Annotated in this window: 28 protein-coding genes and 1 pseudogene; 16 read left to right on the forward strand and 13 right to left on the reverse strand. The window is 63.2% G+C overall.

The features are described 5' to 3' along the window. The first annotated feature begins 53 nt into the window (after positions 1-53). Positions 54-593 carry a hypothetical protein gene (locus Q6A48_RS03895; protein WP_304552147.1) on the forward strand — a complete coding sequence of 180 codons (540 nt, stop codon included), beginning with the start codon at positions 54-56 and terminating at the stop codon, positions 591-593. Here the strand turns inward: Q6A48_RS03895 and Q6A48_RS03900 are convergent. From Q6A48_RS03900 to Q6A48_RS03910, 3 genes are all read right to left on the reverse strand, one after another. After that, complete coding sequence (locus Q6A48_RS03900) at positions 583-1,293, reverse strand: phytanoyl-CoA dioxygenase family protein (protein ID WP_304552148.1); 711 nt, start codon at positions 1,291-1,293, stop codon at positions 583-585. The two genes, Q6A48_RS03895 and Q6A48_RS03900, sit on opposite strands and share 11 nt — an antisense overlap. A gap of 757 nt (positions 1,294-2,050) precedes the next feature. Then, positions 2,051-3,298: an NADH:flavin oxidoreductase/NADH oxidase family protein gene (locus Q6A48_RS03905; RefSeq protein ID WP_304552150.1), complete on the reverse strand. Its 1,248-nt coding sequence runs from the start codon at positions 3,296-3,298 to the stop codon at positions 2,051-2,053. Positions 3,299-3,373: 75 nt separating this feature from the next. Beyond that, complete coding sequence (locus Q6A48_RS03910) at positions 3,374-3,835, reverse strand: MerR family transcriptional regulator (protein WP_304552152.1); 462 nt, start codon at positions 3,833-3,835, stop codon at positions 3,374-3,376. A gap of 334 nt (positions 3,836-4,169) precedes the next feature. On the opposite strand from Q6A48_RS03910, the gene Q6A48_RS03920 reads away from it, so the two are divergent. Then, positions 4,170-4,715 (forward strand): hypothetical protein, encoded by a 546-nt coding sequence (locus tag Q6A48_RS03920; RefSeq protein WP_304552154.1) that lies wholly within the window; start codon positions 4,170-4,172, stop codon positions 4,713-4,715. A 48-nt stretch (positions 4,716-4,763) separates the two neighbouring features. On the opposite strand, the gene Q6A48_RS03925 is transcribed toward Q6A48_RS03920, so the two are convergent. Next, on the reverse strand, positions 4,764-5,399 hold the full coding sequence (locus Q6A48_RS03925; protein WP_304552156.1) for a hypothetical protein: 636 nt from the start codon (positions 5,397-5,399) through the stop codon (positions 4,764-4,766). A gap of 126 nt (positions 5,400-5,525) precedes the next feature. Next, positions 5,526-6,413, reverse strand: coding sequence for a MerR family transcriptional regulator (locus tag Q6A48_RS03930; protein ID WP_304552157.1), 888 nt, complete (start codon positions 6,411-6,413; stop codon positions 5,526-5,528). A gap of 147 nt (positions 6,414-6,560) precedes the next feature. Here Q6A48_RS03930 and Q6A48_RS03935 point away from each other — a divergent pair, with 147 nt between their 5' ends. From Q6A48_RS03935 to Q6A48_RS03965, 7 genes are all read left to right on the forward strand, one after another. Then, positions 6,561-7,007, forward strand: a complete 447-nt coding sequence (locus tag Q6A48_RS03935) for a PAS domain-containing protein (protein WP_304552158.1) — start codon at positions 6,561-6,563, stop codon at positions 7,005-7,007. Positions 7,008-7,110: 103 nt separating this feature from the next. Beyond that, positions 7,111-7,533: a nuclear transport factor 2 family protein gene (locus tag Q6A48_RS03940; protein ID WP_304552160.1), complete on the forward strand. Its 423-nt coding sequence runs from the start codon at positions 7,111-7,113 to the stop codon at positions 7,531-7,533. Then, on the forward strand, positions 7,530-8,282 hold the full coding sequence (locus Q6A48_RS03945; RefSeq protein WP_304552161.1) for an SDR family NAD(P)-dependent oxidoreductase: 753 nt from the start codon (positions 7,530-7,532) through the stop codon (positions 8,280-8,282). Before Q6A48_RS03940 ends, Q6A48_RS03945 begins: the two co-directional genes overlap by 4 nt. 3 nt (positions 8,283-8,285) lie before the next feature. After that, on the forward strand, positions 8,286-9,533 hold the full coding sequence (locus Q6A48_RS03950; RefSeq protein ID WP_304552163.1) for an NAD(P)/FAD-dependent oxidoreductase: 1,248 nt from the start codon (positions 8,286-8,288) through the stop codon (positions 9,531-9,533). Further along, positions 9,530-10,339 (forward strand): DUF1365 domain-containing protein, encoded by an 810-nt coding sequence (locus Q6A48_RS03955; protein ID WP_304552165.1) that lies wholly within the window; start codon positions 9,530-9,532, stop codon positions 10,337-10,339. Before Q6A48_RS03950 ends, Q6A48_RS03955 begins: the two co-directional genes overlap by 4 nt. Then, on the forward strand, positions 10,314-11,576 hold the full coding sequence (locus Q6A48_RS03960) for an SAM-dependent methyltransferase (protein ID WP_304552166.1): 1,263 nt from the start codon (positions 10,314-10,316) through the stop codon (positions 11,574-11,576). Before Q6A48_RS03955 ends, Q6A48_RS03960 begins: the two co-directional genes overlap by 26 nt. Beyond that, the gene (locus Q6A48_RS03965) at positions 11,576-12,064 is read left to right on the forward strand and encodes a DUF2878 domain-containing protein (RefSeq protein WP_304552167.1); all 489 of its coding nucleotides are present in this window, start codon (positions 11,576-11,578) and stop codon (positions 12,062-12,064) included. The genes Q6A48_RS03960 and Q6A48_RS03965 overlap by 1 nt, the downstream gene beginning before the upstream one ends. 3 nt (positions 12,065-12,067) lie before the next feature. Here the strand turns inward: Q6A48_RS03965 and Q6A48_RS03970 are convergent, their stop codons facing one another. The 3 genes from Q6A48_RS03970 to Q6A48_RS03980 are packed head-to-tail and all read right to left on the reverse strand — an operon-like array spanning position 12,068 to position 13,448. Further along, the gene (locus tag Q6A48_RS03970; protein ID WP_304552168.1) at positions 12,068-12,373 is read right to left on the reverse strand and encodes a DUF6482 family protein; all 306 of its coding nucleotides are present in this window, start codon (positions 12,371-12,373) and stop codon (positions 12,068-12,070) included. Next, positions 12,370-12,906 carry a DUF3833 domain-containing protein gene (locus tag Q6A48_RS03975; protein ID WP_304552333.1) on the reverse strand — a complete coding sequence of 179 codons (537 nt, stop codon included), beginning with the start codon at positions 12,904-12,906 and terminating at the stop codon, positions 12,370-12,372. The genes Q6A48_RS03970 and Q6A48_RS03975 overlap by 4 nt, the downstream gene beginning before the upstream one ends. A 2-nt stretch (positions 12,907-12,908) precedes the next feature. Next, positions 12,909-13,448, reverse strand: a complete 540-nt coding sequence (locus Q6A48_RS03980) for a chalcone isomerase family protein (RefSeq protein ID WP_304552169.1) — start codon at positions 13,446-13,448, stop codon at positions 12,909-12,911. A 108-nt stretch (positions 13,449-13,556) separates the two neighbouring features. On the opposite strand from Q6A48_RS03980, the gene Q6A48_RS03985 reads away from it, so the two are divergent. From Q6A48_RS03985 to Q6A48_RS03995, 3 genes are all read left to right on the forward strand, one after another. Next, positions 13,557-14,048 carry a DUF1543 domain-containing protein gene (locus tag Q6A48_RS03985; RefSeq protein ID WP_304552170.1) on the forward strand — a complete coding sequence of 164 codons (492 nt, stop codon included), beginning with the start codon at positions 13,557-13,559 and terminating at the stop codon, positions 14,046-14,048. 196 nt (positions 14,049-14,244) lie between these two features. Further along, complete coding sequence (locus tag Q6A48_RS03990; RefSeq protein WP_304552171.1) at positions 14,245-14,955, forward strand: AzlC family ABC transporter permease; 711 nt, start codon at positions 14,245-14,247, stop codon at positions 14,953-14,955. After that, positions 14,952-15,260 carry an AzlD family protein gene (locus Q6A48_RS03995; RefSeq protein WP_304552172.1) on the forward strand — a complete coding sequence of 103 codons (309 nt, stop codon included), beginning with the start codon at positions 14,952-14,954 and terminating at the stop codon, positions 15,258-15,260. The genes Q6A48_RS03990 and Q6A48_RS03995 overlap by 4 nt, the downstream gene beginning before the upstream one ends. 27 nt (positions 15,261-15,287) lie before the next feature. Here Q6A48_RS03995 and Q6A48_RS04000 read toward each other — a convergent pair whose 3' ends face one another. The 5 genes and pseudogenes from Q6A48_RS04000 to Q6A48_RS04020 form a co-directional block, all read right to left on the reverse strand. After that, positions 15,288-15,857, reverse strand: a complete 570-nt coding sequence (locus Q6A48_RS04000; RefSeq protein WP_304552173.1) for a nucleotidyltransferase family protein — start codon at positions 15,855-15,857, stop codon at positions 15,288-15,290. 63 nt (positions 15,858-15,920) lie between these two features. After that, a pseudogene (locus Q6A48_RS04005) lies at positions 15,921-16,381 on the reverse strand (NUDIX hydrolase). A 98-nt stretch (positions 16,382-16,479) separates the two neighbouring features. Then, entirely contained in the window at positions 16,480-16,917 is a 438-nt protein-coding gene (locus tag Q6A48_RS04010; RefSeq protein WP_304552175.1) for a DUF6678 family protein, read from the reverse strand. A gap of 8 nt (positions 16,918-16,925) precedes the next feature. Then, complete coding sequence (locus Q6A48_RS04015; RefSeq protein ID WP_304552177.1) at positions 16,926-17,708, reverse strand: DUF4253 domain-containing protein; 783 nt, start codon at positions 17,706-17,708, stop codon at positions 16,926-16,928. A gap of 145 nt (positions 17,709-17,853) precedes the next feature. Then, on the reverse strand, positions 17,854-19,065 hold the full coding sequence (locus Q6A48_RS04020) for an MFS transporter (RefSeq protein WP_304552179.1): 1,212 nt from the start codon (positions 19,063-19,065) through the stop codon (positions 17,854-17,856). A gap of 96 nt (positions 19,066-19,161) precedes the next feature. Between Q6A48_RS04020 and Q6A48_RS04025 the strand changes: the two genes are divergently transcribed. From Q6A48_RS04025 to Q6A48_RS04040, 4 genes are all read left to right on the forward strand, one after another. Next, positions 19,162-19,983 carry an AraC family transcriptional regulator gene (locus Q6A48_RS04025; protein ID WP_304552180.1) on the forward strand — a complete coding sequence of 274 codons (822 nt, stop codon included), beginning with the start codon at positions 19,162-19,164 and terminating at the stop codon, positions 19,981-19,983. A 57-nt stretch (positions 19,984-20,040) separates the two neighbouring features. Next, complete coding sequence (locus Q6A48_RS04030) at positions 20,041-20,202, forward strand: DUF2986 domain-containing protein (RefSeq protein WP_304552182.1); 162 nt, start codon at positions 20,041-20,043, stop codon at positions 20,200-20,202. A gap of 64 nt (positions 20,203-20,266) precedes the next feature. Then, positions 20,267-21,067, forward strand: a complete 801-nt coding sequence (locus Q6A48_RS04035) for a DUF6630 family protein (RefSeq protein ID WP_304552183.1) — start codon at positions 20,267-20,269, stop codon at positions 21,065-21,067. 184 nt (positions 21,068-21,251) lie between these two features. Beyond that, a complete protein-coding gene (locus Q6A48_RS04040; protein ID WP_304552184.1) occupies positions 21,252-22,205 on the forward strand; it encodes an alpha/beta fold hydrolase in 954 nt (317 codons plus the stop codon). Positions 22,206-22,226 lie beyond the last annotated feature (21 nt).

Below are 22,226 nucleotides of genomic sequence, written 5' to 3' on the forward strand. Positions count from 1 at the left end.
ATGCCTTTCGCCCTGCCCACGGGCCGTTGCAGACCACCTTCAAGGACCCAGGTATGACTTTTCTGCCGTCGCGCGCCACCCTCTTCGTTTCCAGCCTCCTGTTCAGCGCGCTGTGCCTGGCCGAAGGCGAGCCGGCGGACAGCGTCATCAAGGACTCCACCAAGTCCGCCGTCTCGACGTTCATCACGGCGGGAAAGAATTTGTTGGGCGGCGTCAGCGAAGGCGTGCTCGACGGTCGTGAATCGGTCCAGGGCACCGACGGCGCCGCGATCGTTTCCAATGGCGAGCAAATGAAGGACCGCGTCCAGGTGGAGGTGCTGAAGGTGGACGCCGCCGACGAGAACTACACCATCACCCTCGGCTTCAAGAACAGCACCGACACCCAACTGCGGCTGATCAACCTCGGCCAGACCGGCGCGTTGCTGGCCATCGACCAGGCCGGCTACGCCAACAAGCTCACCGGCCTGGACAACCCGGACGAAGTCACCGTCCCGCCGAAAACGGCCGTGCGGCAGAAGTTCGTGTTCGAAGGCTTGAACGAAGCGATGACCACCGTGCGACTGTGGGGCAAGGATTATCCGGTCAAGAAATGATCGGAGTGAGTGTGCCCGGCCTCTGTGAGGCCAACGCAACCCCGCAAGGCTCGAACCGCTCGCCGGTGTCCATGCGGATGTTGCGCAGCGCGGCCGTCTCCCGGTGCGACGCGTAGAGCTGCTCGGAGAAGTACCCGATCAGGATGGACCGACGACGCGCACCGTTCACGTTGAGGCTGGCGGCGTGGACCAGCTCGGCGTCGAACACCAGGATGTCCCCGGCGCTCCCCGACAATTGCACGGAACGCGACTCGTCGGTGAAATCGAAAGCCGGTGCATGCGGCCCGGGACGATGGCTACCGGGCACGAGACGTGTCGCACCGTTCTCGGGGCCATAGTCGTCGAAAAACGCCAGAGCGATGGCGGTGTCGCCGGGACGCCGGGCCGACAAGTCGCGGTGCAACTGCTGGTGACCGCCGCCCGCCAAAGGCTCACGGCCTTCTACCTGCGCGAGGAAGAAGCGCTCGCCGATCACCTCGCCCGCGGCCGCCAGCAACGACGGCAAGCGGCACACCGCCTGGATGCGCGCATCGCCCTCCAGCAGCGAATGACGCCAATCCCAGCTTCGGGGCGTCGCCCATTGATCCGACGGCCTGACCCCGTCATCGAACACGGCGCGCAGGTGCGCCAGCCATTCGGCCGGGATCGCCCGGCGCAGCAGGACATAGCCATCGCGGTGAAGCTGTTCGTGGTCCGTCATGGTGACTTCGAATTCCCTGTGTCCAACACTTCCCAGGCTAGTACAAGACGACGCCATCGCGAGCAGGCTCGCTCCCACAGGGGATGCTGCGGCAAACACAAACCCGCGTCCACCGAAGATCAATTGTGGGAGCGAGCCTGCTCGCGATTGCAGTGTGCCAGTCACCTCCATCCAACTGACCCGACGTCATCGCGAGCAAGCTCGCTCCCACAGGGGATGCTGCGGCAAACACAAAGCCCGCGTCCACCGAAGATCAATTGTGGGAGCGAGCCTGCTCGCGATTGCAGTGTGCCAGTCACCTCCATCCAACTGACCCGACGCCATCGCGAGCAAGCTCGCTCCCACAAGGGATGCTGCGGCAAACACAAACCCGCGTCCACCGAAGATCAATTGTGGGAGCGAGCCTGCTCGCGATTGCAGTGTGTCAGTCATCTGCATCCAACTGACTCGACGTCATCGCGAGCAAGCTCGCTCCCACAGGGGATGCTGCGGCAAACACAAAGCCCGCGTCCACCGTAGATCAATTGTGGGAGCGAGCCTGCTCGCGATTGCAGTGTGTCAGTCACCTCCATCCAACTGACCCGACGTCAGCGCGAGCAGGCTCGCATCCCACAAGGAATGCTGCGGCAAACACAAAACCTGCGTCCACCGTAGATCAATTGTGGGAGCGAGCCTGCTCGCGATTGCAGTGTGCCAGTCACCTGCATCCACTGATCCGACGCCATCGCGAGCAGGCTCGCTCCCACAGGTGTGTGGTTCAACTGGCTGGAACCACAGGCTGTCGCTTCTCCACCCAACGCCGGTACTGCCGGGTACGCCAGACTGTCGCGAGCTGCTGCTCGATCAGTGCGCGCAACGGCGACACCGTCGGGTCGGTTTTTTTATCGCGACTGAGCTTGCCTAGCTGGAACTTGACGACCGCCATGTTGGCCAGGGAAGCGATGGTCTTGTTCTTCCAGGTGATTGGCGGCAACTGAGGAGCAGTGTCCTTACCCTGGAGCCAATCACGCGGCAGGTAAGGATCGATGGCCAGCGCCGTCCCGATGCCCACCATGTCCACTCCACTGGCCACGACGCTTTCGGCCACGGGACGTCGGCGCACACCGCCGGTGACCATCACCGGCATCCTGGCGACGGTCTGGATGTCACGGGCAAACTCGACGAAATACGCCTCGCGCGCCAGGGTACGGCCGTCGCGCGCCTGCCCCTGCATCGCGGGGGCCTCGTAACTGCCGCCAGACAATTCCACCAGGTCCACCCCCAAATCGTTGAGCCGCTCGACCACTTGCCTGGCCTCATCGGCCGAAAACCCTCCCCGCTGGAAATCCGCGGAATTGAGCTTGACCGCCACCGCGAAATCCGCGGAAACCACCGCCCTGACGGCCTTGACGATTTCCAGCAACAGGCGCGCCCGGTTGTCCAGGGAGCCGCCCCATTCGTCCGTCCTTTGGTTGGTCAGCGGCGAAAGGAACTGGCTCAACAAATAGCCGTGGGCAGCATGGATTTCCACGCCGGTGAATCCGGCCTGCTCGCCAAGGCGTGCGCTGCGGGCAAAGCGCTGGATGACATCTTCGATCACCGCTGCCGTCATGACGTGAGGCGTGGCGAAAAGCCTGGACAGGGAGCCCAGTTCCAGCGGCACCGCTGACGGCGCCCAGGCTTTTTGCCCGAGGTTGGCCTGCATCTGGCGCCCTGGATGGTTGATCTGCAACCAGACCTGCGCACCGCCGGATCGGCTGATACTCGCCCAGCGCTTGAACTTGTCCAGTTGCTGGTCGTCCTGTAGCACCACGCCCCCCGGGCCGGTCATGGCACGGCCGTCGACCATCACGTTACCGGTGATGATCAGTCCGGCGCCGCCATCGGCCCATGCCTGGTACAGGCGCATCAACGCCTCGGACGGCGCCTGGTCGGCGTCTGCCATGTTCTCTTCCATGGCGGCTTTGGCAATTCGGTTCTTGATGGTCGAACCGTTGGGCAGGATCAGGGGGTCGAACACAGTCATGGGGCAGTCCTCGGCTTGGGAGGTCACCACCCTAAGATTGAAGTCAACTTTAAGGTCAACGGTTTTTTTTCCAGATCAAACCCGACGACCGTTTTTCCCCTTGGACGGCACCGCATCGCGATGGGCAGCGGCCCCCTCCTCCCGCAAACGATGCAGCAACAGTTGCGCATTGTCGGCACAAGCCAGGCCCTCGGGCTTGCCCTCGATGCCCTTGATGACCAACAGCAGTTGCGCCTTGTTCTGGGCCAGCCGCTGCTGCAGGACTTCGATTTCCTCGACTTTCTGCCGGAGCCCGCTGAGCAACGCCTCCTCCTGCCAACCTTGCGCATCCATCGGCATCAATTGGCGGATCTGCTCCAATGAAAAACCCGCCGCTTGTGCGCCCGTGATGATTTGCAGGAGCCATTCGGTCTCCGGTGCATAGTCCCGGTAACCGTTGGCCCGGCGCTCGACCGACTTGATCAGGCCACTCGCCTCGTAGAAACGAATGCGTGAAGCCGCCAAGCCGGTGATTTTCGCCAGTTCGCCGATCCTCATACCTACTCCAGATATCCCCATGACCTTGAAGTGGACTTTAAACCCGAAGCCACCCGGCGGCCAGGTTTCGGTGCAGCGAGCGGGAAAAGACGGTTATCCGGTCATTGCGCGGCTTCAGCAGTGATGCACAGGCGGTGGCGGGTATCGTCAAGAACATCAAGACGCCGGTGGTATTGGTCGGCCACTCCTATGGGGTTCGGTGACCAGCGAGGCGGCGTACGGTAACCCGAACGTGAAGGGCCTGGTGTACGTGGCGGCGGCCATTCTATCCTTGATGGCGTAACGCCATCTGTCGATAATCACGCTTCTTTCGAAAAGCACATAAGGATTTGCTGTGAAGAAGCTCTATCTGGCTCTACCGCTCTGCGCCCTGCTGCTTCAAGGCTGCGGTGTGACCATGACCCGCTATGAACCGAATTTCCAGAACGTCCAGCAGCTCAAGCAAAATGAGCCGATGCAGCCCCTGCGTGAAGCCCAGGTGAATGCCGATTCCGGCCAGGGGTCGCTGATGGTGCGCATGAACCCGATCTCGTCTCCAGCGGGCAGCGTTCCACTGCACATCCAGGCCGCGATCAACGATGAGCTGCGCCAGGCGGGCCTGCTCGACCCACGCGCCGACCGCCAGTTGCAGGTCCAGTTGGTCAAGAACCAGCTCACTGCGGGCGTGGGCAGCGGTCATGGCGAGCTGTCGGCACGCTTCACGTTGCGTAAGGGCGACCAGGTTCTCTACGAGGCCACCAAGGACGTGCAGCGGGAATGGGACAGCAGTTTCTTCGGCCCGGTCGCCATCCCGGCGGCCGCGAACAACTACAACCCGATGGTGCAGGACCTGCTCAAGCGCTTGTACAGTGACCCGCAGTTCACGCAAGCGTTGAAATAGGCACAAAAAAAGAGCCGCAATCGCGGCTCTTTTTCTTTTTCCCGTCGGTCAGCCCCGTGGCATGCGGGTGTCGACAGCGGAATACCTCATGCGGTTATTGTCGACCCAGTTCTTCAACAGCGCATTGACCTGGCGGTTGAACGTGTCGGTGACGGCGGCCTTGGGGGTATTGCCCGCCAGCGGCAGGAACCAGATGCCCATCCAGGTGTTGATCGCATCGTGGTTGCTGGCCTTGCCCAGTGGCTGGCCACGGTCGTCCACGGTTTCCAGGCTCATGGTGTACTGGTCGGTGGCCAGCGCCGGAATGATCGTGAACGTGAAGCCACTGATGAACGCCATGACCAACTGCCCGCCGCCCGGGGCGTGGTTGTAGACCTTCAAGCGCAGGCTGTAGTCGCCGGGTTGTTTCTGGAATTCGTCGAAGACCACGCGGCCAAAGAGCCCCGACTCATCGAAGGTTCGCTTCAGCTCGGGCTTGAGCATGTCCCGCGCTTGCGGCACTTCGGTGGCCTTGGTGCTGTCGGGTTCGCCCTGATAGAAATCGAAGTCGACGTAGACGTTCGGCTTGTTCGAGTAACTGGCCATCGAAGGCAGGTTCACCGGGGCGACTTCGTCTTTGGTGAAGCTGGCGCAGCCACTGAGGCTCAAGGCCAGGAAGAGGCCCAGGGCTTTTCCAAATTGCATATCAACTTCCTTGCGTAGTTATCTGTAGGCCGCTCACGGAGAGGGGGATGCGGATTCTAGCGGGATCCAACTGAAATCAAAAGGCCATCACCGAATCAGCCAAAGGCTGCGCCGCGAACAGGCGGATCACAGGTCCAGTGAGCCCCTGATCAAGGCGTTGAGCACGCCCTCGACATCGGCGTCCTGCTCGTTCAGCAGGCACAACGGAATGCCCTGCACAGCGGCTTGCGAACCGGCCAGGCCCGCTCCCGTGAGGGCCAGCGGGCAGGCAATGTCCATCTGCAACGTACGCAGTCGCTTGGCCAGGATGGGGTTCACCGGCGCCGCCAGCGCAATCACCAGCGCTGCCGGCTGGATGGCCGCGCACACCAGGGGAAGCTCTTCCAATGGCTGCCCACAGCCGAGCACGTCGATGCGTTGCTGCGGGCCGCCCAACAGCACCGCGGCGCCCAGCAACTGCAATTCGGCATGCCCTTCGGTGCCAGCCAGCAACACGCGCGGCGCATCCACCTGGTCCATCTGCAGGCGCAGCAGCAGGCGGCCGCGCAGGAAGGTATCGAGGAACAGCCACTGGCTGCACTCACCCGGCGCACTGCCCGAGGCGAGGTCATGCCAGACCGGCATCAGCACGTTGCGCAGCACGATGGCCTTGGGCAAAAGCGCGAACAACTGGCGCTCGAGGTCTTCCAGGGCCTGGACATCGAAGGCCCTCGTGGCCTGCACGACAGCGGCACGCCAGTCATCCAGCTCACTGGCTTGCGGCGGGCTCACCTCGCGCTGGCCTTCGAGCATTTCGCCGACCTTGCTGATGGGCAGGCCACCGGCCGTCCAGCGCAGGATGTCGCGTATGCGCTGCACATCCCCGGCCGTGTACAACCGATGACCACCGTCGGTGCGCTGCGGGCGGATCAGCCCATGGCGCCGCTCCCAGGCACGCAGTGTCACCGGATTGATGCCGGTCAGGCTGACCACGTCGCGCATGGGCAGCAAATCGGGTGGAGTGGCTTCAGTCATACGCGGGTTTATCCGAAAGGTGGCACATTCTAAACCCATACAGTCTTTCTGCGGCGAGCATCCGTAGGTCATCATGTGGCAAACCGCGCCGACGCTTCGCACAGGTGCGCTACGCAGACCGCTGCATAATTTCCGTGGGTGGGCCAAATGATCGACGCAAAACTCCTGCAATTGATGGTCGAGCACTCCAACGACGGCATCGTCGTCGCCGAGCAGGAGGGCGACGACAGCATCCTCATCTACACCAACCCCGCCTTCGAGCGCCTCACCGGCTACAGCGCGCAGGACATCCTCTACCAGGACTGCCGCTTTCTCCAGCGCCAGGACCATGACCAGCCGGGCATCGCCGCCATCCGCGAGGCCATCAGCCAGGGCCAGCCGTGCCGCCAGGTCCTGCGCAATTACCGCAAGGACGGCAGCCTGTTCTGGAACGAATTGTCCATCACGCCCGTGCACAACGAGGCCGACCAGTTGACGTACTACATCGGCATCCAGCGGGACGTCACCGCGCAGATCACCGCCGAGGAACAGGTACACGAGCTGGAGGCCGAAGTCGCGGAGCTGCGCCGGCAACTCGCCGAGGTCAATCGCTGAACAAAAAACTGTACAAGAGGATTGACTTGTACAGATTTAACCGTACGCTTCCGCTATACCTGTACAACATTCGATTTTTGTACAGGATTGCCTGGAGCGCCGCATGTCAGCCTACCTACAGCAATTCGCCGAAGGCTTCGCCAGCCTTACTCGGGACAACCTTGGGCCACTGGAAAAGCTGTACAACGAAGACGTCATCTTCCGCGATCCCCTGCATCAGATCCGGGGCCTGACGGACCTCCGGGCCTATTTCACCGAGCTGTATGCCCACAGCCACGACATTCACTATGCCTTCGCCGGCGCCGACGAGGTACGGCCCGGGGAAGGCTACCTGCGCTGGACCTTGCGGTTCCGGCACCCGCGCCTGGCCAGCGGCCAACCGATCACCCTGCAAGGCTGCAGCCACTTGCAGTGGCGCGAGCGGGTCCATTTTCACCAGGATTATTTCGACGCCGGCGCCCTGCTGTATGAACACATTCCGGTCATGGGCGGTGCCATTCGCTGGCTCAAGGGCAGGCTGGCATGAGCCGTTGCTGGCTGACCGGCGCCAGCAGCGGTATCGGTGCCGCGCTCGCACAACGCCTGCTGGAGCAAGGCCACCAGGTGGCCTTGGGCGGTCGACACGCCGATAGCCTGGCGCCGCTGGTGGAACGTTTTCCCGGGCAGGCATTGCTGGCCATCGGCGATCTCGACGACCCGGCGCAAATCGCCGCGATCGCGGCTCGGATCCAGCAAGCCTGGGGCGCGCTGGACCTGGCGATCCTCAATGCCGGCACCTGCGAGTACCTGGAGCCGGGCCATTTCGACCCTGCCGTGGTGGAACGGGTGATCCGCACCAACCTCATGGGGGTCAGCCATTGCCTGGCGGCCGCCCTGCCCTTGCTGCGCGCCGGCCAGCATCCCCACCTGGTGGTGATGGGCAGTTCGGTGACCTGGCTGGCGCTGCCCCGCGCCGGTGCGTATGGCGCGTCCAAGGCAGCCGTGCGCTACCTGGTGGAGTCGCAGCGTATCGACCTGGCACGCGAGGGTATCGACGTCACCCTGGTCAGCCCAGGCTTTGTCGACACGCCGTTGACCCGGCGCAACGACTTCCCCATGCCACAACTGTGGTCGGCGCAACGGGCCGCCCGGCATATCGCCAAGCGCCTGCCCCGGCGTCCCCTGGAAATCAACTTCCCCGGTTTTTTCACCCTGGCGTTGCGCCTGCTCGGGGCAATGCCCGCGCGCCTGCGCCTGCTACTGGGCCAGCGCCTGGCCCGTCATGAACAGGATTGATCGATGCGCATAGCAATCATCGGCAGCGGCATCGCGGGCCTGACCTGCGCGCACCTGCTGTCACGCAAGCATGAAGTGACGGTGTTCGAGGCCGCCGAGTGGATCGGCGGCCACACCCATACCGTCGATGTGGATTGGCACGGCCAACGCCACGCGATCGACACGGGCTTTATCGTCTTCAACGACTGGACCTATCCGAACTTCATACGCTTGCTCGATCAGCTCAAGGTTGCCTCCCGGCCGACCGAGATGAGTTTCTCGGTGCACGACCCGCTCACCGGCCTGGAATACAATGGCCACGACCTGAACACGCTGTTCGCCCAGCGCCGCAACCTGGTATCGCCGGGGTTCTGGGGAATGCTGCGCGATATCCTGCGCTTCAATCGCCAGGCGCTTGCCGATCTGGATCACCGGCGTATTGATGCCGACACCACCCTGGGCGCCTACCTCGGGGCCCAGGGTTATGGCCAGCGCTTCATCGACCACTACATCGTGCCCATGGGGTCGGCGATCTGGTCGATGTCGCGCGCCGACATGCTCGACTTTCCCCTGCAATTCTTCGTCGGTTTCTGTCGCAACCATGGCTTGCTGTCGGTGAACCAGCGTCCGCAATGGCGGGTCATCGAAGGCGGTTCGCGCAGTTATATCGCGCCACTGTGCCGGCCGTTCGCCGAACGCATCCGCCTCAACTGCAAGGTGCGCCGGGTCGGCCGCGACGAAGGCGGCGTCACCTTGACCACGGCCGCCGGCCCCGAACGGTTCGACAGCGTGGTGTTCGCCTGCCACAGCGACCAGGCCCTGGCCCTGCTGGAAACGCCCAGCGTGCAGGAGCGCGCCGTGCTGGGCGCCATCCGCTATGCCGACAACGACGTCGTGCTGCACACCGACAGCCGCCTGTTGCCACGCCGGAGGAAAGCCTGGGCCAGTTGGAACTATCGCCTGGGCGGCGGCGACCAGGCCCCGGCCGCCGTGACCTACAACATGAATATCCTGCAAGGTCTCCAGGCGTCGGACACTTTTTGCGTAAGCCTCAACCAGACGGCGCTGGTGGACCCGGCGAGAATCATCGCCCGCTTCCAGTACGCCCATCCGCAGTACAGCCTGGCCGCATCCGCCGCGCAGGCGGGCCAGGCGCAATTGCAGGGCCGGCAGTTCAGCTACTACTGCGGTGCCTACTGGGGCAACGGTTTCCACGAGGACGGCGTGGTCAGTGCGCTGAAGGTCGCCGAGCATTTCGGAGAGGCATTGTGAACAGCAGCTTGTGCCCGGGCTGGATCAGCCACCGTCGCCTGTCGCCACGACGCCATGGGTTCCGCTATCGGATCGGCCTGTTCTACCTGGACCTGGACGAGCAAGCCTGGCTGCTGGGCCTGTCGCGCTGGCTGGGGCGCTGGCGCCTGGCACCGCTGAGCTGGCGCGAAACCGACTACCTGCCTGCTCGGACCCGCCAGGGTGAGTCACTGGCCCAGGCCGCCCGCTCGCTGGTCGGGCAGGCCACCGGGCAGACGCCCGGAGGCCCGGTCCACCTGCTCACGCAACTGCGTTGCTGGGGCCTGTCGTTCAACCCGGTGAGCTTCTATTTCTGCCATGACCATGACGGGCATCTGGCGGCGATCCTGCTGGAGGTGCGCAACACGCCCTGGCGCGAACGCTTTCATTACGTGTTGCCGGTCCACGGCGACCTGGCGAAACCGTTCACCGCGGCCCAAGCCTTTCACGTGTCGCCGTTCATGCCCATGGACATGGACTATCGCCTGCGATTCGCCCTGGACGAGAAGCAGGTGCGCATCCACATGGAGAACTGGCAAGGCGCCCACAAGGTTTTCGAGGCCGACCTCGCATTGCGCCGCCAACCGCTGGATCGAAAAGCGTTGCATCGATACCTGCTGGCATTCCCGTGGATGAGCCTGCGTACCGTCTCGGCCATTTACTGGCAAGCCCTGCGCCTGTTGTTCAAGCGCACCCCTGTCCATGACCACACGAGCCGCCCGGACGACCTGGCGCTCGGCCAACCTTGCGAGAACCCCGATCATGTCCAATTCCACCCTGAGCGTTAGCAAGTCCGCAGGCCTGGCACCTTGGCTCGGCGGGCTGGCGCGCAGCGCCGTGCTCGCTCAACTGGGCAAGCTGCGCCACGGTCATCTACGGCTGCTCAGCCACGGGCGGCAATGGAGTTTCGGCGATCCCGCCAGCCCGTTGCAGGCCGAGGTGGAGATCCTCGATGACGCCACCTGGAGCATGATCGCCGGCAATGGTTCGATCGGCGCGGGCGAGGCCTATATCCACGGTTTCTGGCGCAGCCCGGACCTGGCGCGGGTGACCCGCCTGTTCGTCGCCAACCTCGACGTGCTGGATGCCCTTGAAGGTGGCCTGGCGCGCCTGGGCCAACCGGCCCTGCGGCTGCTGCATCGACTGAACCGCAACAGCCGGCGCGGCTCGCGACGCAACATCCTGGCCCACTACGACCTCGGCAATGCCTTGTTCGAGCGGTTGCTGGACCCGACCATGATGTATTCCGCCGCGCGGTTCGAGCACCCCGGGCAGACCTTGGAACAGGCCCAGTTGCACAAGCTGGAACGCATCTGCCAGGCGCTGGAACTGCACCCTGGCGATCACCTGCTGGAAATCGGTTGCGGCTGGGGCAGCCTGGCGATCCACGCGGCCACACGGCACGGCTGCCGCGTGACCACCACGACGCTTTCCGAAGCGCAATACGCCCATACCCTGCAACGTGTAAAGGCCTTGGGGCTGGAGCAGCGGGTGACAGTCCTGCGCGAAGACTACCGAGACCTCAAGGGCACCTTCGATAAACTCGTCTCCATCGAAATGATCGAGGCGGTCGGCCACCGTTACCTGCCAACGTACTTCCGCCAGTGCGCGGCACTGCTCAAGCCCGACGGCCTCCTGCTGTTGCAGGCGATCACCATCCGCGACCAGCGCTATGCCCAGGCACGGCGCTCGGTGGACTTCATCCAGCGCTACATTTTCCCCGGCGGCGCCCTGCCCTCGCTGAGCGTGATGCTGGACACCGCCAGCCGTCACACCGAACTCAACCTGGTGCACCTGGAGGACTTCGGTCTGGACTACGCCCGCACCCTGGAGCACTGGCACGACAACCTGCGCCAGGCGCGCACCGAACTGACGACGCTGGGCTACGACGACACGTTCCAGCGCCTGTGGGAGTTCTACCTGTGTTATTGCCAGGGCGGCTTCGAAGAGCGCGCCATCAGTGTGGCGCAATTGCTCTGGGCCGCGCCCCGGGCCCGGCGGGCGGCGTTGCCCGGGCAGGCTTGATGCCCAGGCGCTGGCTGCTCGCCAATGCGCTGTGGCTCCAGGCCGGCTGGTGGATTTGCGTGCTGGGGACCCAACGTCCCTGGCTGTTGCTGCTGGTGCCCATCGGCCTGGCCGTGCACCTGCGCCTGTGCCCGGACGTCACTGCCGAAGTGAAGGCCGTGCTGCGCGTCGGGCTGGTGGGCTGCGTGCTGGACAGTGCGCTGGGACTATGGGGGGTGTTCCGTTTCGACACCTGGCCCCTGCCCCTGTGGCTGGCCTTGTTGTGGCTGGTATTGGCCAGCGGCTTGCGCCACAGCCTGGCCTGGGCCGGCCGGCCCTGCTGGCGCGGGGCACTGCTGGGCGCGTTGGGTGGTCCATTGGCGTATCTGGGCGGCGCCAGGGTGGCCGGGGTGGAGCTGCCGCTGGGCGGGTTGGAAACGGGCCTGTTGTTGACCCCGGTCTGGGCGTTGGCTTTTCCCCTGCTCATGCGCCTCGCGGCATGGCGCTGAGCGCTACCACTGGCGGGTCAGCGTCAATGGCAGCCGTAAGGGCGCGATGGGGCCGTCACGCTGCCCGCACATCTCATCGTGCACCACATGCTGCACCAGCGTGCACGGCACCGGTGGCAGGTCGACCAGCAACTGGCGCAGCTCGGTGGAGGAGCGCAATCGCACGGGCTGCCCCCGCGCATCGCTGAGGGTGACCGGACCGCTGCCGGTCATGGCGCGCAGGAGGTAGAAGCCGCCCTCCAATGACAGCAGTTCCAGCGCCTGGATGTCGCCGGCCGCGACTCGCTCGGTGAGCTCATTCAGATTCATTGCGCACCCTCCGGCAGGCGGCGGAAGAACAAGGTGATCTGGCCGATCTCCACCCCCAGCTTGCTCATGCTCGAGCGGTTGATCAGGGTGTCGTCATCCATCAGGTACATCCAGTCGTCCAGGTCAACCTCCCAGTGCCGTCCGTCGGCTGGCAGGTCCAGACGATAACGCCAGCGCAGCGCATTGCCGGCCACCTCGCCCCGGGCCTCGCCGATCACGTCCCCCGCGGTTCCGCGCCAGCGGCCAGGGCCGTCCGGCACCAGCGTCCAGGTGCGCTGCTGGCGCGTGCCGTCGCTGTAGAGGAATTGTTCATCGAGGATCAATCGCTCACCTTCCCGGCGACTGTCGATGCGCACATGGAAGCGCTTGACCACTTCCCCGGAACGCTTCTGGAACATCCCCCAGGCCTGCACCGGTCGCGAGAAAAACGCCGCCAGGTCCAGAGGCGGCTGTTCCCCGGCGTAGTGCTCGACACCGACATTGCCACAGCTGCCGAGCAACAGGCAGGCCGCCAGTAGAAGCGCTTTGTACATGGTCATGTCCCTCTGTCGTTTTCGCCCAGGCCGAGCAAGCGCTGGCGCAATTGCAGGTCGCGGGCCCGCGGGTCCAGCCAGATGGCGAAGAACGCCCGGGCGAACAGCGGGTCGAAGATTTCACGCGTGGGCTGGCCATCCACATAGAAACGGCAGCCCTTGCCCGGCAGATACAGGCCAGTGATGCGCATGCCGGGGCGTACATCGACGAATGCGGCCTCCATTGCCTGGGTCCAGGCCGCGAGCGATGCGGACGTCACGCCGTCGGAGCCCAGTCGCCGCATCTCCTCGACACTGGCCTGCACCAGTGTCTCCCGGGACATCGACCGGTGGTAAAGCAGTTCCAGCGCAAAAGGCTGGTTCCAGTCCAGTCGCGAGTCGGCGGTCCAGAGCCTGGCGGTATACAGGCGCAGGCCGAACCAGGTGAAATCACCCTCGCCCAGCCGTTGCGCAAGGGGCAGCGCCGTACGCCAGTCCGCGGCGACTGACGACAGCGTCGCCAACATCAGGCAGAGGCAGGCCCAGCGAACGGAATGCGCCATGAAGAACCTGTAGAATGAGAAAATACCTGTACAACATTAGATTCTTGTACAGATAAATTCAAACCATGTATGGATTTATCCGCTGAATCCCTTTAGACAGGAGTTTCCATGCTGTACGTAGTCATGCTCGGTGGTCGTCATCCCCGCGCCAACATCGAGGTGCACGACGTGGTGTTCGTCCAGGCGGACTCCCTGGATCAGGCGTACCCGCAATTGCGCGAGGCCTGGTTTGGCAGCCCCAAGGGTTTGCACATCGACTCCTGGCTGGAAGTCGATGGCATCGATGCCTACCGGGTCGAACTCAGCCACATGGCCCCGGGGCCGGGCGAGCCCAGGCTGTTTTTCATCAACCTGGGCGGCTACGAACGTGAGGTGTTTGGCGAGGCGCACCGCTATCTGCTGGTGGTGGCCCGGGATAAGGCCCAGGCCAAGCAGTTGGGCAAGCGACGCCTGCCGATGGACTGGCTCAAGCCGCACACCGACGCGGTGCTCGAGGTGGATGACTGCTTGCCGGTCGATTGGGTCAACGGCCACTACGTCCACCTTGTCCCAGGTGCCCACAAGGGCATTCGCCCTTGCAGTGATTACATCCTGATCTGAGGGGCAAGGTCCCCGATCACCCGCACTGACGCCTCGCCCACCCTGGACGCGCAAGAGATGATTCCCGCGTCTCAGCGCAGCCATTCGAAACTCGAATGGGACCCATGATACTTATTCGCTTTTGCGAAGCCACCGATTGCTTCCACAATGGCGCCCCGGTAACGGACCCAACTTGAGGCAGGCGTGAGGTGAAGGTGTGTTGAGTGTCGATGCGGGCTCCGTGAGCCTGGAGAGGAAACTGATATGGAGGGGGTTCAAGCAGCTCCTGCCGATCTCCCTGTTCGTGATCGTCTTTGCCGTTGCCTTCGGCCTTGCCGCCGCGCAAACCGGCCTGGACGCAGCGTCAACCCTGCTGATGAGCACCCTGGTATTCGCCGGTGCCGCGCAATTTGCCGTGCTTGACCTGTGGGGGCCGCACGTTCCGATAGTGCCCCTGGTCGTGACGGTATTCGCGATCAATGCCCGGCACCTGTTGATGGGGGCCACGCTGTATCCCTGGCTACGGGAGCTGCCACTGGCCCGGCGCTACGGCGTGATGATGGTGGTCTCCGACGCCAACTGGGCGATGTCGATGCAGGCATTCAATAACGGCAAGCCAGGCCTGGGCCTGCTGTTTGGCGGCGGCCTGGCACTGTGGTCGGCTTGGGCGCTCGGCAGTTGGCTGGGGTTGAAGTTCGGTGGCGTCATCCAGGATCCCGTCAGCCTGGGCCTGGACATGGTCATGGGCTGTTTCCTGCTCGCGATGGTGCTGGGAGGCCAGAAGAACCTGCGCATACTGGTCATCTGGAGCGTGGCAGCCATCGCGTCGCTGTTGGCCTACAAATACCTGCCTGAAAACGCCCACGTGGTCACCGGGGCCCTGGCCGGTGGCGTCCTGGGCGCCGTGTGGACGGAGAAAAAAGCATGAGCATCGAGACATCAGGCTACGGCACGTTCCTCATCATCCTGATCATGGCCGTGGTGACCCTCGCCACGCGTTGGGGCGGCGTGTTCGTGATGTCCTTCGTGCCCATCAGCCACCGGGTGCAGCAGTTCATCAATGCCATGTCCGGCTCGGTCCTGGTGGCCGTGCTCACGCCGCTGGCGGTCACCGGCGACAACGGCGCGCGGCTGGCCTTGCTGACGACCGCCATCGTGATGCTGGTCCTGCGCAAACCCCTTCCAGCGATTGCCGCCGGGATCCTGATGGCCGCGTTGTTCAGGCAGTTCTAGGTTTGTCCTGTCCCCTGATTGGAGGCGTCAGGCAATACCCGGCTCTACGATACGGAGCCAAGGCCAGCGAGCTTGATAACTCCTGGCCTTTTGAACGAACAGGTCCGGCTGAGGATTCCCCGGGTTGATACGCAGGACACCCTCCTCTACATCGGCCAAGCCGTACGGGGCATAGACCTCACCCGTGGCAACCTCCAACCCAATACACGTACCCGCAACCAGATAACGATCAATACCATCTCTTGCCGACTGAAGTTGAGGATAAGACCGGCCAAACCGCTGGTGATACCAAAGGTGAACACGCGCCTGGTTCTTGATTTCGATGTTGACCGCCAGGTCGCCGAAGAGGTGCTGCGCCGAGGTGATCACGTCATTCTCGGCCTCCCAGGACAGGTTCTCGTCAAAGTAGAAGACGTCGTAATCCTTTACGCCCCATTCGGGCGCGAGCCGCATCCGATGATTCCAGACAGATTGGAAGAGGCAGCCTGCTGTGAGGAAACACTGAGGCAAACAGAGTGCAGGCAAACGGGCAGTGATTTCAGCGTTTATCGGGTTCGCCATCGCTATCTTGAGCAACCCTTCGTCCGTCAGCGTCATTGCCATCCCTCTTGAAGTCGAGCCAGTCCTGGGTCACACACTACGCCATGGGCAGAATGCCGGTCAGGCAGTGGGGCTGAAGACACCTGTGTTCACGAGCATCTCAACTAACGTCTCTGGCCATACAATCTCTTCAGTTGTCCTGAGCTCTTGTTCGGACCACCAACGATGGTCGGCCATGACCCGGACCTCCTGTAATGTACACTCGGACCGGGAAAGAGTCTGGACAGCAGTATGCACAACAAAATATTGCTCAACGGATAGCACCGTCTCACCACCGGGCAGGAGCATTGGAAATCGCCTGTCCGCTATCGGTCCCGCAACTGAGTTGACTGAAATACCGGTCTCTTCGCGCAGCTCACGTATCGCGGCGACTTGAAATGTTTCGCCATCCTCAAGGCCTCCGCCAGGCGTTGCCCAATAGCTCTGCCCGGCTAGAGCATCACCGCTATGGCGAAAGTTGAAAAGCAGGACCTGCCGGGAGGGCTTATAACCAGCAATCGTGCTGACCGTCGTTCGCGCATTTGATGTGTATTTCCTTGAACATGGAATATGGCAAGTCCTCAAAAACAATTGAGGTTTAACGGCCCGCGGCTCGTGAACAAAGCCCGCAGGATCGCACTTATCCGGTTGGAGGAAAGTCCTCGTAGGATTTTGGCAAATACCCCCAGATCCTCAACACGTCGCCTCGCACTTCGAACTCGAATCCAATCCGTGCAGCCACTCCCGAGATCTCGTCGGTGTGGTCAATGGTTGTCCGGGCAAGCAGCCGCCCCCTGAACGGGCCCTCTTCCATCAAGCCAATGTCGAACCATTCGACACAGGCGAATGGAAACGGCAAATGGTAGAACCACTCCACATCCCAGCCCGAGACATAGCCGGAGACTGACTTGTACCGCCAGGACGGGCACCAGCCCTCGCGCTCACGGAAATAGTCGATCAGTTCGTCCCACTTGGTGTTGTTCGCCGCACTGGCCAGATTCCTCGCCGCCACGGCGATGTTGACCTTCTTTCGCATCGCCTCATCGTTGCCAACGCCGGCTGTGGGTAGTTCATTCATGCCTGCCATTACTCCACGTACCGCAACCAGAGATGCGTGCACCCACCCATAGCCGCCAGGACCCTGGCAACCACCTTTTCCCGGTCCTCTTCGCGGGTGTTGTACAGCGCGCAGAAATCCGCCGCCACCGCCCGGGCCTGTTCCGCAGTGGGGGGTTCCGCGCGCAGATAGCCGAGATAGGAGGCCCCTACCCCGATCAGCTCATAACCATGGGCCAGGGCGAAGTGACGGGCCACCGCGAAGTTTTGCGCGGGGTCCAGGTCGCAGGTGAAGTAGCCGTTGGGAAAAGCGGCCAGCGCCTGGTAGCTCTGTTCAACCGGGACCACCAGCGCCGAGAGAGGCTGGTCGAGCAGTGAAACCGGGTCGTGCTGATACGCCTCCCACGCTTGCAAGGCGGGTTCGTCGAGGGTCAGGCCGTGGGCACACGCGTCCTGAAATGAAGTGGCCGCGACCAGGTTCATGAAGTTGCGATAGCAGAAGGCGAATTCGGCCTTGGTCGTGGGGTACCCCAGGTATTCGCCGTTCTCGAAGCACTCGGGCGGCAGCCCGGCGATGTCCTGTTCGGACGGGACGTCCAGCCCCAGGTTGTCCCGCGCATGCCCGCAGGTGTAGCGGGCCTGGTGCAGGTCGTCCAGGGAGAACAGTGGCTTGCAACCGGGGTGGCGGGACGCGATGTGCCGATAGGCGCCGCGCAGGTCGTCCAGGCTGGCAACAGCGCTGACGCTGTATTCGTCACAGGTGCCTGCGGCGGGGTTATGGGGCATCGCGTGACCGCGAAATTGGATGTCCATCGAATGATTACCTGCTGCTGTCGAACCGATCCAGTCCTGGCGTGCAACAGTACCGCAGGGGTTTGTCCGATTGCACCTGGATCAGCACCCACGCCTGCACCACAGGTAAGCGTGCGGGGCCGAAGCACGGCCCCGTCCAATCGATTCAGACGCCCTTGGTCGACGGCAGCAGGACCGTCAATATCCCCAGCAACGGCAAGTAGGAGCACAGGGTGTAGACGTACTCGATGCCGTGGATGTCGGCGAGGTAGCCCAGCAGCGCCGCGCCGATCCCGCCGAAGCCGAACATCAGGCCGAAGAACACGCCGGCGATCATGCCGACATTGCCCGGCACCAGTTCCTGGGCAAAGACCACGATGGCGGAGAACGCCGAGGCCAGGACGAAACCGATGATCATGCTGAGCACGCCGGTCCAGAACAGGTCCACATAGGGCAATGCCAGGGTGAACGGCGCCACGCCCAGGATCGAGAACCAGATGACCTTCTTGCGGCCGATCTTGTCGCCGATGGGACCACCGAAGAACGTGCCGGCCGCCACCGATCCCAGGAACAGGAACAGGTACAACTGGGAGCTGGTCACCGACAGTTGGAATTTCTCGATCAGGTAGAAGGTGAAGTAGCTGGTGAAACTGGCCATGTAGAAATACTTGGAGAACACCAGCAGCGCCAGGACCACCAGGGCAGCGGTCACGCGCCGCTTGGACAGGCCGTGGGTCGCCTTGCCGCCCTGCTTGAGCTTGAACAGGTTGAGGTGGTTGCGGTACCAGCGACTCAGGCCGTACTGCACGAGGATGGCGAAGGCCGCGAACAGGCCGAACCAGGCCACATGGCCCTGGCCATAAGGGATCACGATGGCGGCGGCGAGCAACGGGCCGAAAGCGCTGCCGGCGTTGCCGCCGACCTGGAACGTCGACTGCGCCAGGCCATAGCGACCGCCTGAAGCGAGCCGTGCCACGCGGGAGGTTTCAGGGTGGAAGGTCGAGGAGCCGATGCCCACCAGCGCGGAGGCCAGGAGGATGGCGCCGAAACTGCCGACGAACGCCAGCATCAGGATGCCGACCAGGGTGCAGACCATCCCGGCAGGCAACAGCCACGGCTTGGGATGACGGTCGGTGTGGTAGCCCACCCACGGTTGCAGCAGCGAGGCGGTCAGCTGGAAGGTCAAGGTGATCAGACCCACCTGGGTGAAAGTCAGGCCGTAGTTGGCCTTCAGCATCGGATAGATGGAAGGCAGGACGGCCTGGATCAGGTCATTGATCAGGTGCGCGAGGGCGCAGGCACCGATGACCCGCATCACAAGCGGGCTCGTTTGGTTGACGACGGAGGCCGTGGTCGAGGCTGTGGCGGTGGTGGACATGAAAAAAGCTTCCAGGCGGTAGGTCAGCAAAAAAAACCTGGGCAGAAGTTGTAGGCACTATCTGACAGGCGCGGCATCATCCTAGAATCCAGGTAAATGTCTGTCTCACTGGACAAGGGCACCCACCGTCGCAAAAAGGACATCATGATCAAACCGTTGAACGAAGCCCTGCTCGAGATCGATGAAGGTGCCTGGACGATGATCGGCCGGGCGACCGACTACCCCGCCGATTGGTGGATCGCCCCCCATTCCCATGAAAAGCACCAACTGATCTACGCCGTCGAAGGCGTGATGGTCGTGCACACGGCCTCCAGCCAATGGACGGTCCCGTCGAATCGGGGACTGTGGATGCCCTGCGGGCAGGTGCACTCGGTGCGCTGCGTCGGGCACGTGAAAATGCGCAGCCTGTTCGTCCGGCCCGATGCCGCCGCAGACCTTCCGAGCGATACGAAGGCGGTGAGTATCTCCGCGCTCCTGAGTGAGTTGATCAAGGTCGCCGTCCAGCTGCAACTGCCCTATGCCCCGAACACCCGGGCGGCCCGGGTGATGCAGCTGATCCTCGATGAACTCGCCCTGCTGCCCACCCTGCCGCTGCACCTGCCGCAACCGGCGGACCGGCGTATCAAGCAGATTTGCGTGACGCTGCAAGGCGACCCCGCCGATGGTTCGACGCTGGCGGACTGGAGCGCCCGCCTCGACCTCGACGAGAAAACCATCCAGCGGCTATTCCGCAAGGAAACCGGGATTACCTTCGGCCAATGGCGACAACAGGTGCGTCTGTTACAGGCCGTCGAACGCATGGCAATGGGCGAGAAAATCATCGACGTTGCCCTGGCCCTGGGCTATGAAAGCCCGAGTGCGTTCACCAACATGTTCCGCAAGCAATTTGGCAAGACGCCGAGCAAGTTCTTCAAATGAGCGGCGCGCCGCGCGCGGGCTGATATCATCCCGGCGCTTACACACCGAGTACAAGCCATGAACCGTCGCAAGAAAATAAAGCAGTTGCTGCAGGCCCACGCCAAGAAGGCCAGCGCCAAACTGGCACCGCAGAACAAACCCAAGTACATCAGCAAGGCCGATCGCCTGAAGCTGGCGGCCGAGGCCGAGCAAGCGGCGCAGGCGCCGGCCGAAGCGTGATGCAAGCTGATGCACCGCCCCCTTTACCTTTGGCACCCCCTCCCTTCCCGACGATCACGCCCACATGAATCCAATCGATTCCCTGACGCTGCAACGCATCATCGCCGCCCATGGCAAGCCCGAGGGGGCGGCGTATTTTGATGTGGAAGAAAGCATCGTCCATGACCTGTTTCCCGATCGCATCGTGTTCCAGACCAACTACCTGGACCACAGCAGCTACGCCGTCGACCTCGCCGGGGGTGTGGTGCGCGTGCGCAAGACGCGGCTGGACAACTACCATCGTGGCCACAAGGCCCAGGTGATCGATGATGCGATGGATGAGGACGACTGGGATGAGTTGGACGGCTTGTGGCAACGCCTGCGCCGGGACCTGGACCCCGACGGGCAAGCGTCGCAGGTCGATCTGGCCGATACGCTGGCCGACCTGTTCGACTGCCTGTTCGACCCAGACCAGGCACAAGCGCTGATACAGGGCATTGGCGCTCCGACGACGCAATGGGATTGGGCCTGGAACCAGCTGGCGTCGGCGTTGACCGACACCCATCAGCTGGCCGAATTCGAATGGAAGGAATGGGCGTCCGGCGGAGTGGCCGCCGTCAATGCCCTGGCCCCGCTGCAGCAACTGGGCATTGAAATCCCGACGCCTGATCGCCCAGCCATCGACGCCGTCAACCGCGCCAGCGATTGGGAGCGAGCGCTGCTCCAGTACTTCAACCAGCGGCTGGAAGCCCACGATTTGAAGCTGCTGGCCATCGGCACGCATTTCGATGAGTACCAGTGCTTTGCCTGCCTGCCCCTGAACGGCTTGGGCCTGGTCAACGCGCTGGAGATCATGGGCCGGCTGGGCATCGTCCATAAATATTGAGCGGCGGTCACGGGCGAGTGCCCATCGCTCCCGCTGACCGAAGCGCAGCCCAGCTATCGTTCAAACCTATAGTTGCTATCGATATCCGCACCGTTCTCGATATCGGCGTCTCTCTCTAATCTGCGCACCAAGCGATCGACAGCGGTCGCAACCGGTCACGACGACCCCTAAGGAGAGAGAGACGATGAACACACTGAACCGCACCATGGCCATCGCGACATTGGCCCTCGCCGCCCTCGGCGCAGAAGCCGCCACGCCCACCCAGGCCACCGGCCATGTGTCCGCCGTGGGCAGTGTGATCCAGTCCGCCAGCTACATCACCACCCGCGATGGCGTGCAGCTGTACTACAAGGACTGGGGCCCGCGGGACGGCCAGGTCGTGACCTTCAGCCACGGCTGGCCGCTGGATTCGGACAGCTGGGAAGCGCAGATGATGTTCCTCGCCTCCAAGGGCTATCGCGTGGTCGCCCACGACCGGCGCGGCCACGGTCGCTCGAGCCAGCCCTGGGAAGGCAACGACATGGACCACTACGCCGATGACCTGGCGGCCGTGATCGAAGCGCTGGACCTGAAGGACGTGACCCTGGTCGGTTTCTCCACCGGCGGCGGTGAAGTGGCGCGCTACATCGGTCGCCACGGTACCGGCCGGGTGAAGAAAGCCGTGCTGGTGTCCTCGGTGCCGCCGCTGATGCTCAAGACCGACACCAACCCTGGCGGCCTGCCCATCGAGGTGTTCGACGGCTTGCGCAAGGCGTCCCTGGAAAACCGCTCGCAGCTGTACCTGGACATCGCCTCGGGGCCGTTCTATGGCTACAACCGCAAGGGCGCCAAGCCGTCCCAGGGCCTGATCCAGTCCTTCTGGGCCCAGGGCATGCAAGGTGGCAGCAAGAACACCTATGAGTCGATCGCGGCCTTCTCGGCCACCGACTTCCGCGCCGACCTGAAGAAGTTCGACGTGCCGACCCTGGTAATCCACGGTGACGACGACCAGATCGTACCCATCGATGCCGCGGGCAAGGCCTCGGCAGCGCTGATCAAGGGCGCACGACTGATCGTCTACGCCGGTGCTCCCCATGGCTTGACCGAGACCCACAAGGATCGCCTCAACCAGGACCTGTTGAAGTTTCTCCAGGAATAATCCTATCGATGCCAAGGCCCT

The organism is Pseudomonas citrullilanati, from assembly GCF_030580855.1.
Lineage (GTDB): Bacteria > Pseudomonadota > Gammaproteobacteria > Pseudomonadales > Pseudomonadaceae > Aquipseudomonas > Aquipseudomonas citrulli.

What these genes read in the sequence shown, in the direction of transcription:
- Q6A48_RS04035 (WP_304552183.1), top strand. Translation starts at nt 20,267, where the DNA reads ATGAATCCAATCGATTCCCTGACGCTGCAACGCATCATCGCCGCCCAT.
- Q6A48_RS04020 (WP_304552179.1), bottom strand. Translation starts at nt 19,065, where the DNA reads ATGTCCACCACCGCCACAGCCTCGACCACGGCCTCCGTCGTCAACCAA.
- Q6A48_RS03930 (WP_304552157.1), bottom strand. Translation starts at nt 6,413, where the DNA reads ATGACTGAAGCCACTCCACCCGATTTGCTGCCCATGCGCGACGTGGTC.
- Q6A48_RS03995 (WP_304552172.1), top strand. Translation starts at nt 14,952, where the DNA reads ATGAGCATCGAGACATCAGGCTACGGCACGTTCCTCATCATCCTGATC.
- Q6A48_RS03975 (WP_304552333.1), bottom strand. Translation starts at nt 12,906, where the DNA reads ATGTACAAAGCGCTTCTACTGGCGGCCTGCCTGTTGCTCGGCAGCTGT.
- Q6A48_RS03895 (WP_304552147.1), top strand. Translation starts at nt 54, where the DNA reads ATGACTTTTCTGCCGTCGCGCGCCACCCTCTTCGTTTCCAGCCTCCTG.
- Q6A48_RS03940 (WP_304552160.1), top strand. Translation starts at nt 7,111, where the DNA reads ATGTCAGCCTACCTACAGCAATTCGCCGAAGGCTTCGCCAGCCTTACT.
- Q6A48_RS03905 (WP_304552150.1), bottom strand. Translation starts at nt 3,298, where the DNA reads ATGACTGTGTTCGACCCCCTGATCCTGCCCAACGGTTCGACCATCAAG.
- Q6A48_RS03965 (WP_304552167.1), top strand. Translation starts at nt 11,576, where the DNA reads ATGCCCAGGCGCTGGCTGCTCGCCAATGCGCTGTGGCTCCAGGCCGGC.
- Q6A48_RS04025 (WP_304552180.1), top strand. Translation starts at nt 19,162, where the DNA reads ATGTCTGTCTCACTGGACAAGGGCACCCACCGTCGCAAAAAGGACATC.
- Q6A48_RS04040 (WP_304552184.1), top strand. Translation starts at nt 21,252, where the DNA reads ATGAACACACTGAACCGCACCATGGCCATCGCGACATTGGCCCTCGCC.
- Q6A48_RS04015 (WP_304552177.1), bottom strand. Translation starts at nt 17,708, where the DNA reads ATGGACATCCAATTTCGCGGTCACGCGATGCCCCATAACCCCGCCGCA.
- Q6A48_RS03925 (WP_304552156.1), bottom strand. Translation starts at nt 5,399, where the DNA reads ATGCAATTTGGAAAAGCCCTGGGCCTCTTCCTGGCCTTGAGCCTCAGT.
- Q6A48_RS03970 (WP_304552168.1), bottom strand. Translation starts at nt 12,373, where the DNA reads ATGAATCTGAATGAGCTCACCGAGCGAGTCGCGGCCGGCGACATCCAG.
- Q6A48_RS03980 (WP_304552169.1), bottom strand. Translation starts at nt 13,448, where the DNA reads ATGGCGCATTCCGTTCGCTGGGCCTGCCTCTGCCTGATGTTGGCGACG.
- Q6A48_RS03900 (WP_304552148.1), bottom strand. Translation starts at nt 1,293, where the DNA reads ATGACGGACCACGAACAGCTTCACCGCGATGGCTATGTCCTGCTGCGC.
- Q6A48_RS04000 (WP_304552173.1), bottom strand. Translation starts at nt 15,857, where the DNA reads ATGACGCTGACGGACGAAGGGTTGCTCAAGATAGCGATGGCGAACCCG.
- Q6A48_RS03910 (WP_304552152.1), bottom strand. Translation starts at nt 3,835, where the DNA reads ATGAGGATCGGCGAACTGGCGAAAATCACCGGCTTGGCGGCTTCACGC.
- Q6A48_RS03985 (WP_304552170.1), top strand. Translation starts at nt 13,557, where the DNA reads ATGCTGTACGTAGTCATGCTCGGTGGTCGTCATCCCCGCGCCAACATC.
- Q6A48_RS03935 (WP_304552158.1), top strand. Translation starts at nt 6,561, where the DNA reads ATGATCGACGCAAAACTCCTGCAATTGATGGTCGAGCACTCCAACGAC.
- Q6A48_RS03950 (WP_304552163.1), top strand. Translation starts at nt 8,286, where the DNA reads ATGCGCATAGCAATCATCGGCAGCGGCATCGCGGGCCTGACCTGCGCG.
- Q6A48_RS03960 (WP_304552166.1), top strand. Translation starts at nt 10,314, where the DNA reads ATGTCCAATTCCACCCTGAGCGTTAGCAAGTCCGCAGGCCTGGCACCT.
- Q6A48_RS03945 (WP_304552161.1), top strand. Translation starts at nt 7,530, where the DNA reads ATGAGCCGTTGCTGGCTGACCGGCGCCAGCAGCGGTATCGGTGCCGCG.
- Q6A48_RS04010 (WP_304552175.1), bottom strand. Translation starts at nt 16,917, where the DNA reads ATGAATGAACTACCCACAGCCGGCGTTGGCAACGATGAGGCGATGCGA.
- Q6A48_RS04030 (WP_304552182.1), top strand. Translation starts at nt 20,041, where the DNA reads ATGAACCGTCGCAAGAAAATAAAGCAGTTGCTGCAGGCCCACGCCAAG.